General features: G+C 43.6%; 6 protein-coding genes. 4 read left to right on the top strand and 2 right to left on the bottom strand.

The window, feature by feature from the left end:
• Positions 1 to 22 precede the first annotated feature (22 nt).
• Positions 23 to 871, top strand: coding sequence for a 6-carboxytetrahydropterin synthase (locus PY364_RS00580; protein WP_275519476.1), 849 nt, complete (start codon positions 23 to 25; stop codon positions 869 to 871).
• On the opposite strand, the gene PY364_RS00585 is transcribed toward PY364_RS00580, so the two are convergent.
• Positions 868 to 2,610 carry a glycosyltransferase family 39 protein gene (locus tag PY364_RS00585; protein WP_275519478.1) on the bottom strand — a complete coding sequence of 581 codons (1,743 nt, stop codon included), beginning with the start codon at positions 2,608 to 2,610 and terminating at the stop codon, positions 868 to 870. The genes PY364_RS00580 and PY364_RS00585 overlap by 4 nt on opposite strands.
• Positions 2,611 to 2,683: 73 nt before the next feature.
• Between PY364_RS00585 and PY364_RS00590 the strand changes: the two genes are divergently transcribed.
• On the top strand, positions 2,684 to 4,174 hold the full coding sequence (locus tag PY364_RS00590; protein WP_275519480.1) for a hypothetical protein: 1,491 nt from the start codon (positions 2,684 to 2,686) through the stop codon (positions 4,172 to 4,174).
• A gap of 94 nt (positions 4,175 to 4,268) precedes the next feature.
• Here PY364_RS00590 and PY364_RS00595 read toward each other — a convergent pair whose 3' ends face one another.
• A complete protein-coding gene (locus PY364_RS00595) occupies positions 4,269 to 4,949 on the bottom strand; it encodes a hypothetical protein (RefSeq protein ID WP_275519482.1) in 681 nt (226 codons plus the stop codon).
• 249 nt (positions 4,950 to 5,198) lie between these two features.
• Between PY364_RS00595 and PY364_RS00600 the strand changes: the two genes are divergently transcribed.
• A complete protein-coding gene (locus PY364_RS00600) occupies positions 5,199 to 8,747 on the top strand; it encodes a DUF4347 domain-containing protein (protein WP_275519484.1) in 3,549 nt (1,182 codons plus the stop codon).
• 242 nt (positions 8,748 to 8,989) lie between these two features.
• Positions 8,990 to 11,764, top strand: a complete 2,775-nt coding sequence (locus PY364_RS00605; protein ID WP_275519486.1) for a calcium-binding protein — start codon at positions 8,990 to 8,992, stop codon at positions 11,762 to 11,764.
• The last annotated feature ends 219 nt before the right edge of the window (positions 11,765 to 11,983 follow it).

Consider the following 11,983-nt stretch of genomic DNA (forward strand, 5'->3'; position numbering starts at 1 on the left):
CAATATAATAGACACTGCGTTTATGCAATGCGTTATCAATAGGCGGGCACAGTTTTCAGCAAGTCACCGCTACTGGTTGCCAGAGTTGAGTGCAGCCGAAAACAGCGATCGCTTTGGCCCCACAGCACGCGCACCGGGACATGGACACAACTACGTCCTATACGTTTCGATGATAGGCGAACTCGATAGCTACGGCATGGTGCTCAACTTGTCGAATGTCAAGCACGTCATCAAGCGGGAAGTCACCAATCACCTAGACTTTTCTTATCTCAACCAAGCTTGGCCAGAGTTTGAGCAAACTTTGCCAACCACTGAAAACATTGCTAGGGTAATTTGGCAGCGCCTCGCACCGCACTTACCTTTGACTCGTATTCAACTGTTTGAACACCCCGAACTTTGGGCCGATTATTTAGGAAATGGAATGGAAGCTTATCTGACTATCAGCACCCACTTTAGCGCAGCTCACCGACTCGCTCATCCCAAGCTTAGCTATGAGGAAAACTCGGAAATTTATGGCAAATGCGCTCGCCCTAATGGTCACGGTCACAATTATCACTTAGAAGTGACAGTCAAAGGGGAAATGGATGAACGCACGGGCATGATTGTGGATTTGGTAGCTTTACAAAAGGCGATTGACGAATATGTAGTCGATCCCTTAGATCACACCTTTTTAAATAAGGATATCGCTTATTTTGCTGAGGTTGTGCCGACGGCAGAGAATATTGCGATTTATATTCGAGAGTTGCTGCGATCGCCGATCCACGACTTAGGAGCACAGCTACATAAGATCAAGCTGATTGAGAGCCCAAACAATTCTTGCGAAGTTTATTGCACTGAGTCAGAGTCAGAGATATTAACTGTTCGCAGTTAAACGTTAACTATTCGCGTAACTAGAACCCAATTTCCCGTAGTTTTCACAACCTTTATGTTTTCTAAAGCCAACTTTTTTAAGACGGAGCGATGGAGCAAAAAATAAGGTTGAGGAGAAGTTTCCCATTCGCGTTTTAGTTCCTCAAATTTAGCAGGAATAACACGACGATCGCTATAGAAATCTAGGGAAGGTCGAGGATAGCGGTGAGATGTCAAAACTTCTTGACCGGCGGTTGTACCTTTGCGGACAATTTCGGCTACCGGTTTGACAGGATAATCCTCCGCTAATTCCCAAACCCAGTTATTCGACATCACCAATAACAACAGCGAGACGTAAGTTCCCCAAAATAAAATCAAGATAAATTGCCGATCTTGTTGCCGTAAAAGCATAGCCACAATCGCCATAGTCAAGCCGAAAGCTATTAGAACTAGCTGCAAATCTCGCTCAACAGGTGCAAAAGTTTCTCCTAATTTCACCAAACCGCTAAAGTATAGGCAACCCGCCGCTGCAACAGCAGATAACAGTGCAAAAATAGGCCAGAGAGTGAAGGGGAGCGAGGGAGATGGGGAGCGGGGGAGTGGGGGAAATGGGGAGATAGAAGAGGGAAATTTCCCCTCTGCCCCTCTGCTACTCTGTCCCTCATCTTCTCCTTCTTTTCCTTCTTCCTTCCTGATATCATTAACTTGCCAAATTTCAGCTAAATAGTGACCAACTACTAAGGCAAAAGCTGGATAAATTGGTAAAACATACCAAGGGAGTTTAGTGCTCATGGCCGAAATTGCTGCCAAATAAATTCCAGTCCAAACTAATACTAATTTTCCCCAAGCAAAATTACGATTTTGTAAAGCTTGCCGCAATCCTAATAACCAAAATAACTGCCAAGGCCAAGCTGATTCTAAAATTTCTAATAAATAATACCAAGGCGGCCCTTTATGATTTCCTACAGATTCCCAGACTCGGCGCAGAGATTGGTCTAACAAATTAGCACTGAGAAATTGTGGGCCGTAGTGCAGCCATTGGGCAGTATACCAAGCAATTACCGGGCAAATGCCGATCGCGAAACCAGTCCAGAGATACCGAGAAGTGAGGAGTCGGGGGGTATCCCATAGCAAGAAGAAAAACGCGATCGCGCCTAACAACAATCCCAATAAAACGCCCTTAGTCAGGCAAATCAAACCAAAAGCAATGCCAGCGCCTAGAGCGTAGCGTAAATTGCGGCGCGATCGCAACACGCACAACACCATCATCAGCAAAAAGCACAATACCGCCCCATCCAACATCGCCAAACGCCCATGACGCACCACTGGTAGCAGCGTCAAGCACACCAAAGCCGAAAAAATCGCACTCAGACGTTGCAGAAACAACTCCCGCCCAATCGCATAAAGCAAGGGCACAGAACTTGCTGCCAGCATCGCCGGTGCCAGCCTAGCCATCCATTCATTTACCCCGCCAACAGCAAAGCACAGCGCTATTAGCCAATGTACCAATGGCGGCTTATTCAGATACGGCGTACCCCCTACCGTCGGATACAGCCAATTTAAGTCCCCACGCCACATCTCGCGGGCCACCTGTCCCGCAATACCTTCATCCCAATCTCGCAAAGGCAAACCGCCCAGATTTAGCGCGAAAATCAATACAGCCGCCGCTAGTAAGCCGAAAATCCAAAGTCCATCAATCCAATTTTCACTCAGGCGAGTTTTCAACTTGCCAGTGTCCCGGCGAAAGATTTGACCAGACATAAGTAAATTTACGGTTTGTTGTTAAGATTACCCTATCCATTGCCCATTTCCAATTCGCGATCGCATTTTCCCTATGAACTTACCTGTAATTTTAGATATTGTCATCGGCTTAATTTTTATTTACCTCAGTTTAAGCTTGCTAGCTACGGAAATTCAGGAACTAATCGCCACAGTTCTGCAATGGCGGGCTGAACATTTAAAGAAATCAATAGAAGTGCTGATCTCAGGTGGCGGTGACACCATAACTGACGAAGCTGAATTTAACCGAATTAAAGACTTAGCTAATCTGATTTACGACAACCCAATCGTTAACGATTTGAATCAGGAAGCGAAAGGCTCCCTATCTAAACTATTCCGCAAGATCACCCATCAACTCGGCGCATTGTACCGCCGCATTACCAAAACTGAAAATGCTTTTGGTGATAAATCTAGTGGCCCTTCCTACATTGCATCTGCGAGTTTTTCAAGTAGCTTGCTGGATACGATCAAAATTTCTTCTTTAGTCAAAGCTATTAGCGAAACACGACTGGAAAGATTTAAAGATCAACAGTTAGCTGAAGTTAAATTTATTGTGGACAATTTGAAACTGGGAGAATCAGTTCAGCCAATTTTAGACATGGAATTGATCTGGCTGCAAAAAGAATTAAATAAAATTGTCGAAGATTTCAAGAAAAGTCAGGCAACTCTTAGCGAGAGCATCGATAGGATCTCTGAAAAGTTGGGAATATACGTTCAAAATTCTCAAGTTTATTTGCCTGAAAGCGAATTAGCCGGCAGAGATTTTCAGTGGCAAATGGGATTTTTGAAATCGAGTTTAGATAGTTATTCTGACCGGAAAGTGCTGCTACTTGAATTACAACCAAGTTTGAGTAACGTCTTAAATTCGATTAGGAAAGTTAGAGAAACTCAAGAAACAGTTCAAGAAATTACTGAAGCCAAAGAAGATAGTCCGATTTACAAAGAAATTCAAGAAACAATCAATAGTATGCCAGAATCATTGAAAAAAAGTCTATATATTCTGGCAAAGCGTGCCGAAAACGATACAGTACAGACCAACGAAAAGTTTACTAGATTTCAGCAAGAAATAGAAGCTTGGTTTGACCGTTCTATGGAGCGTGCTGGTGGCGTTTATAAGCGCAATGCTAGAGGAGTTGCTCTTTTGATTGGGACTACGATCGCTATTGCTACTAATTCTGATACATTATATATTGTGGGCAATTTATCAACAGATTCTCTCATGCGTGCTACTGTGAATAAGTATGCAGATGAGATAGTTACGCGCAACACTATACCAAATCGAGATAATTTTGCACAAATTCAAACAGATGTCAATCAAGCTTTAGAAAAATTATCATTACCTATTGGTTGGAATTCCAATAACCTCAAAAATCAAGAATTTGATGGTAGGGAATGGCCGTTGTTTACCAAAAGGATTTCTGGCTGGATTTTGAGCGGTATAGCTATCTCTATGGGTGCTAGCTTTTGGTACGATCTTCTTAACAAGATTATCAATATTCGTAATGTGGGCAAAAAACCACCATCATCCACTGATAATCCGTCTTAAAATTAATAAGACTTACGCATAATTGTTTGCAACGCCGTCGGGACGGGGCGTTAGGGGATCGATGCGTAAGTAATATTTCAATTAAATTGCTGTATTAAAGCAAAATGCTCTCAAAATATGTCTCAATAGGCTTAGGCAAGCATGACTCTTCTATTTCTTTAGTTTCGTGTAAAAAATTAAATATGGGTGAGTCCAATAAAACTACAATAATTCCTTCTTCGTCTTCTTCACGGAGTACATAAAATCTTTCATTACTACCTACTTGAGATAGAACAACATTTAGCATTAAAAGAATTCTTGCTATAACAACCTGCCATTTCAAACAGTTGTGAATAAATGAATATCTAAATTTTGCAGGGCAAATCAAGAAATCACCTATATTGCTAATCAGATGAAGATTCCCCTCAAAATCCTCATATTCATTTATATCCTCGACGATAATACCATATCTTCTTAGACTCTTGCATAAGTAATCATCTTCAAATATCATGGGTGGATATTCATACAAATCCTCTTTATCGAAAAAAAAGCAACGATGTAGAGGTAAGGGTCTGTATAGATACAAAAATTCATCACCATCGTCCATCGCATTACACATAAGCTCATCTGCTTCGGGAGATAATATTGTAGACAATGTGTCCAATCTCTTATATCTTCCGTCCGTTAACCAAACTGAATTATTATTCAACTGTAACGCCTGAATGATGGGAACTAAAGTTGGTTCTTCGTAAGAATAAAAATCCAAATCCTCCAAATTTTTTAATACTTCTTTCATGGCATATTTTTCTAGAATTTTTATCGCGATATTAGACTATAATCTGAATTTACTTACTTTTAAGAGGTGCTATTATAGCATTTATTCAAAAATTAGCTACATTAGCGACTTCGAGGATAGGAAAATAATCATACTTTTTGCATAGTGCTAACCACAAATATTATGCGCTATGGTGTTCTTATGAAGAAACCCGATCTTCTTACTCCAGGGCTGTATCTACCAATAAATGCCCTTAATGGAGTATGAAAAATGACCTCTACTGTCACTTCAGTCAACACTCTGGCTTCAATTCAAAATGTTTCTGCGCCTTCCTTAGTCTTTATTGACTCTGCCGTAACTGACTACCGATCGCTTGCTAGTGGGGTGCTTCCAGGGGAACAGGTAATTATTCTCGATCGCAACAAAAATGGGATCGAACAAATTACTTCCGAAATTCAAAAATATGCTGCTGATTACGGTAAAGTTGACACCATTCACATTTTTTCTCACGGTAGTCCCGGTTGTCTTTATTTAGGAAATTCTCAACTGAGTAGCGACACTATTGAACAATATCAAAGCCAATTACAGCAGTGGAAATCAGCCTTAAGTGACAAGGCAGATATCATGCTTTATGGGTGCGATGTTGCTGACGGAGTTGGCGCTGATTTTGTACAGCAATTAAGCCAAATAACCGGGGCTGACATTGCCAGTTCTACTAATATAACGGGCAGTGGTGGCGATTGGAATTTAGAGTTTACTCAAGGAGAAATTGAATCATTTTCAGCTCTTACTCCAGAGGTAATGCAGGCTTACAAAGGTAATTTAGCTACCATTGTTGTTACTAATACTAATGATAGTGGGGCTGGTTCTTTAAGACAAGCGATCGCTGATGCAGGGGTAGGAGATACGATTCAATTTGCCGCTAATCTTGCAGGTCAAACTATTACCCTCACCAGCGGTCAGCTTGATATTCCAGTTGGCAAAAACCTAATTGTTGATGGAAGTGGAGCCACTGGTTTAACTCTCAGCGGTAACAACGCCTCTCGCGTCTTTTTTGTTAATGCTAATGTCGTTACTCCCTCAACTTTTAGCCTCAAAAATATCACCGTTGCTAACGGTAAAACAACCAATAGAGGGGGTGCGATTGGCACAACTGACGAAGTAACTTTAACAGTAGAAAACGTTCAGTTTAACAATAATGTTGCCGATCTGGGTGGCGGTGCAATTTTTGCCAATTTCAATAATAACCTAACAGTAACGGGCAGTAAATTCAACAACAACATAGCAACAGCAGGGAATGATGAACGCGGTGCAGGTGCAATCGGTTTCTTGAGTTCCAAAAATTTTACTGTTACTAACAGTGACTTCACCAATAATAAAGGAATTAACGGCGGTGCAATTAACAGCCTTAACGGTAAGTTAACAGTTGAAAACTCGCGATTTATCAACAATGATACTACCTCTGCCGTTTTCGATACAGGCAAACCTAATCCCTTTTTAAGAGGTTATGGCGGGGCAATTTACACCGATCGCGCTAGTTCAATCAATGAAGCTTCCGGCACAATTCGCATTAGCAAAACTTTGTTTCAAGGTAACACGGCTAAGGGAGGAGGAGGAGCAACCCATCTGTTTACCGGAGCCCAAGATAATGTAATTATTGAAGACAGCACCTACAGAGATAACAAGGTTGTGGCACTTGCTGGGGGAGAAGGTGGAAATGGAGGTGGTTTGTATGCTATTAGCAATACCCTAAACAAGGGTCTGACTATCAAGAATACTACCTTCGCTAACAATACAGCCGAGGGTCAGGGGGGCGGTTTGCGGATGGATAAAGCTCTCACCACAATTACTAATAGTACATTCTCTGGCAACAAAGTAACGGGGACTGGATTTAGCAATGTTGGCGGCGGAATGGTGCTTTATGGCCCTGCCACAATTACCAATACAACTATTGCGAATAATGATGCTGGATGGGTTGGTGGCGGCATAACGGTGGCTGATGGTCAACAGGTTACTCTCACAAATACGATTTTTGTTAATAACACTGCACAAAATCAATTCAAGATTCAGCAAAATGCGGCAGGAAAATTCATCGACGGTGGAAATAATTTGCAATGGCCCGATAAACTTACGAATTTCGGCAACGATCAAAATGTTTTACCAGGAATTACTATTGCTGACCCGAAAATCGGGCCATTGCAAGATAACGGTGGCGGCATTCTTACTCATGCTTTACTGACAGGAAGTCCGGCAATTGATACGGGAAATAATGCGACTGCACCTGCTACTGACGAGCGAGGAGTTATTCGGCCTCAAGATGGTGATAATAATGGGAGTGCGATCGCAGATATTGGAGCTTACGAATTTTCGCTAACGCCAACGCCTGCACCAACACCTGCACCCACGCCTACACCAACACCTACACCAACACCTGCACCCACGCCTGTACCCACTCCTGTACCCACATCGACACCTGCACCCACGCCTGTACCCACGCCTACACCAACACCTGCACCCACACCTGTACCCACGCCTACACCAACACCTGTACCCACACCTGCACCGACACCTGTACCCACACCTGCACCGACACCTGTACCCACGCCTACACCGACACCTGTACCCACGCCTACACCGACACCTGTACCCACGCCTACACCGACACCTGTACCCACGCCTGTACCCACGCCTGTACCCACGCCTACACCGACACCTGTACCCACGCCTACACCGACACCTGTACCCACGCCTACACCGATACCTGTACCCACGCCAGTACCCACGCCTACACCGACACCGACACCAATACCAATGCCAGTGCCAACACCAACACCCGGCACTGACAATTGTATGTGCGATCGCTTCACCCTACCCAGTCTCAGCAGCAGCAATATTACCCCCAACACCACCGACAACACGGTTGCTGGCAGTAACTCTGACGACTTACTGATGGGTAATATCGCTAACGATGCGATCGATGGACTTGCTGGGAATGACACCATTTACGGCATGGGAAATAATGACAATCTCAGCGGCGGTAGTGGTAGCGACGTGCTATTTGGCAATGTAGGAAATGACTACATAGACGGCGGCACAGATAGCGACACCGTTTATGGAGGCAAAGATGACGACGCTATAATTGGCAGCGATGGTAATGATTTACTTAGAGGGGATAGTGCTAACGATACAATTTTTGGTGGCATCGATAGCGATAGCATTTTCGGCGGTAAAGACAACGATCTATTATTAGGTGAAGATGGAAATGATATCATCTATGGCAACTTGGGTGCTGATACCATACTGGGAGGAAACGGTGACGATTTAGTCTTTGGCAATGAAGACACTGATTTAATCTTTGGTGACATTGACAACGATACAATCTATGGAGGCAAAGAGAATGATTCCCTCTGTGGTGGTGATGGCAACGACCTATTATTTGGGAATAATAACGACGATCTTGTTGATGGGTGTAATGGTGATGATACGCTCTACGGAGGTAAGGGAAATGACATCCTCACTGGCGGTAGTGGTAATGATTTCCTCAGCGGCGATCTAGGGGGTGACACCCTTACTGGTGGTTCGGGCAATGACGTATTTCTGCTAAAATCAGGTCAGGAAAATCACACAATTATGGATTTCCAAAAAGGCGAAGATTTGATAGGATTATCAGGTGAGTTGACATTTGGACAACTCGCGATCGCCTCTGACAATAATGCAACTTTAATCACGGTTGCCAGTAGCGGTCAACTTTTAGCGACTCTCAAGGGAGTAGCGGCAATGGTGATTAGCCCTGAAGATTTCAAGCAGGTAATCATTTAGGGGCTAGGGGCTAGGGACTAGGGACTAGGGAAGAAGAAATGCTTAATTAAGGGTTTCTGGAAACGAGAACTTCCTAACTTTCTTGGCAGTTGCTATATCAGGGCTTACGCACGATTACGTAACGCCGCCATCCTGGCGGTAAAATCACCGCCAAGATGGCGGCGTTACTGATAGTTTTGTGTAAGTCCTGGTATTATTTCAGAGGTTCGTCTACAAGCAAACACTTTTTGGTAATTAACAGGATGTCTACTATTTCTACATCAACTAATTTGGAGTTTTCTCAAGGTGAAACCAAAGCTATTTTAGGCTTAAACCCAGAGGTAGAATCTGGTTATAAACGTGCTTTAGCTAGTATTAGTGTTACCAATAATAATGATAGCGGTGCGGGTTCCTTGAGGGCTGCAATCGCATCTGCTGCCTCTGGAGATACGATTGTATTTGCCCCCAGTTTAGCTAATCAGACAATTGTGCTTACCAGCGGTCAACTGGTTATTGACAAAAACTTGACTATTGATGGTGCTGCTGCTACGAATTTAACAATTAGTGGCAATAACGCATCTCGTGTTATGGATGTAGGAAGTGTAACTTTTACCGTCAAAAATCTAACTATTGCCAATGGTAAGCTTACGGGTAGCGATGAAACTACAGGTGCAGGTGCAGGGATTCGTGGCGGCAACACCAGCAATTTAACAGTAGACAATTGCCAATTTAAAAATAATATTGCGGGCTTTGCTGGAGGATTTTATACTGGCTTTAAAAGTACCAATACTGTGACTAACAGTATTTTTGATGGCAACGAAGGCACATCGGCTAATAAAGAACAAGGTGCAGGCGCGATCGCAACTAAAAGCGGCAGTTCTCTCACCGTACAAGGCTCTACTTTTAGTAACAATAAAGGAATTAACGGCGGAGCAATCAATAATCTTTTAAGTAATCTAACAGTAGAAAACTCAACTTTCCTCAATAATAATACGACGGCTGGCAGTGGTACAAATACCAATGGTTATGGTGGTGCAATTTACACCGATGGGGCGAGTGAAATTACTGATGATTCTATCGGTGGCACGATTACTATTCGCAACAGTCGCTTTGAAGGCAATAAAGGAAAAGGACAAGGGGGGGCGATGTTTCTGTTTGCCTATCCCCCCGATCGGGTGGTAATTGAAGGCAGCACGATCGTAAATAATCAGGTACAAAAAGGCTCTGGAAATGATGCTTTAGGTGGTGGAGTACGGATTGGAAATACTGCTTATACTATCAGTAAGACTACTTTTAGTAATAATCTAGCTGAGACTCAGGGCGGTGGGTTATGGGTAGGAGAAGAATCACCCGGTACGATTACTAATACTACATTTTTTGGGAATCAAGCAGTAGCTTCATCAAGTAATACCAGTGGTTTAGGAGGCGGGTTATTTTTCGCAACAACTAGCAATCAGAAGATTGTAAATACAACGATTGCTGGGAACAAAGCCGGAGGGGAAGGCGGGGGGATTGTTGGCAGCACGAATATCACGCTGACTAATACGATTGTTGCCAATAATACGGCAAATAATGATTTTAATAACAAGCAAAATGCCTCGGATGGAAAAGGGTTTTCCGAGAATCCATCACCTTATTTTACTGATGGTGGCGGGAATTTACAGTGGCCGGCAATTACCAATAACTTTAATAATGCCAATATTACGGCTAATGTCTTGCAAGCTGACCCAAAACTGGGCCCATTACAAGAGAATGGTGGTGGTTTACAGACGGTGGCATTGCTAACAGGAAGTGCGGCAATTGATGCGGGTAAAAATGCAGATGCGCCTGCTACGGATCAGCGTGGTGCAACTCGGCCTCAAGATGGTGATAGTAATGGGAGTGCGATCGCAGATATCGGCGCTTACGAGTTTTCGCTTACGCCAGTCCCCACGCCTACGCCAACGCCTACACCCACGCCAACGCCAACGCCTACACCCACACCAACAGCAACGCCTACACCCACGCCTACACCCACGCCAACAACAACACCTACACCCACGCCTACACCTACACCAGGTAGTGACAATTGCCTTTGCGATCGCTTCATTCTACCCCGTTCCAGCAGCATCGTTACTCCCAACATCCCTGATAACGCCGTTAGTGCCACTAACTCTAATGATTTACTGATGGGTAGTACAGCTAACGATGCGATCGATGGACTTGGTGGAAGTGACACAATTTACGGCATGGAAAATGATGACAACCTCAGTGGTAGTAGCGGCAGCGACGTGCTATTTGGCAACACGGGAAATGATTACATAGACGGCGGTACAGAGGCCGATACCGTTTATGGAGGCAAAGACGGCGATGCTATAATTGGCGGCAATGGCAATGATTTGTTACGGGGAGATAGTGGCAACGATACTATTTTTGGTGGCATCGATAGCGATAGCATTTTCGGCGGTAAAGACAACGATCTATTATTAGGTGAAAATGGAAATGATACCATCTACGGCAACTTAGGTAATGATAGCATTCTGGGAGGAGATGGCAACGATTTAATCTTTGGTAATGAAGATGCAGATTTAATCCTTGGCGACATTAACAACGATACAATCTATGGAGGAAAAGAGAATGACACCCTCTGCGGCGGTGACGGTAACGACCTATTATTTGGTAATAATAATGACGATCTAGTTGATGGTTGTATTGGCGATGATACGATCTATGGCGGTAAGGAAAATGACAGCTTGACTGGTGGTAGTGGCAATGACTTTCTCAGTGGAGATATAGGTAATGACACTCTCACTGGTGGTTCAGGTAACGATGTATTTCTGTTAGTAGCAGGTCAGGGAAGCGACACAATTATAGATTTTCAACAAGGTCAAGATTCCATCGGGTTATCTGGGGGGTTAACATTTGGAGAACTCGCGATCGCCTCTAATAATAATGTGACTTCGATCGCTATTGCCAGTAGCGGTCAACTTTTGGCGACTCTCAACGGAGTGGCGGCGAGTGCGTTGAGCATTGGAGATTTTAAGACTGCGATAATTTAATCGAACTGGCGATCGCAACTTCCAGGGCAATTTCTAAAAATGCGGAACTCTAGTAGTATATTTTCGTCATAGTTAATGTGCTCTGCTATCGACCCGACCTGATTTTATAGCAACTGCCAAAGTAATTAGGAGGTTATTATAGCAACTGCTATGATAACTCTTGACAATTTATTGTTTTTAGAACTTACGTAACGCCGCCCTCTGGGCGGTAATTTACCG

The organism is Kamptonema sp. UHCC 0994 (assembly GCF_029167235.1).
In the GTDB taxonomy this organism is placed as follows: Bacteria; Cyanobacteriota; Cyanobacteriia; order Cyanobacteriales; family Microcoleaceae; genus Kamptonema.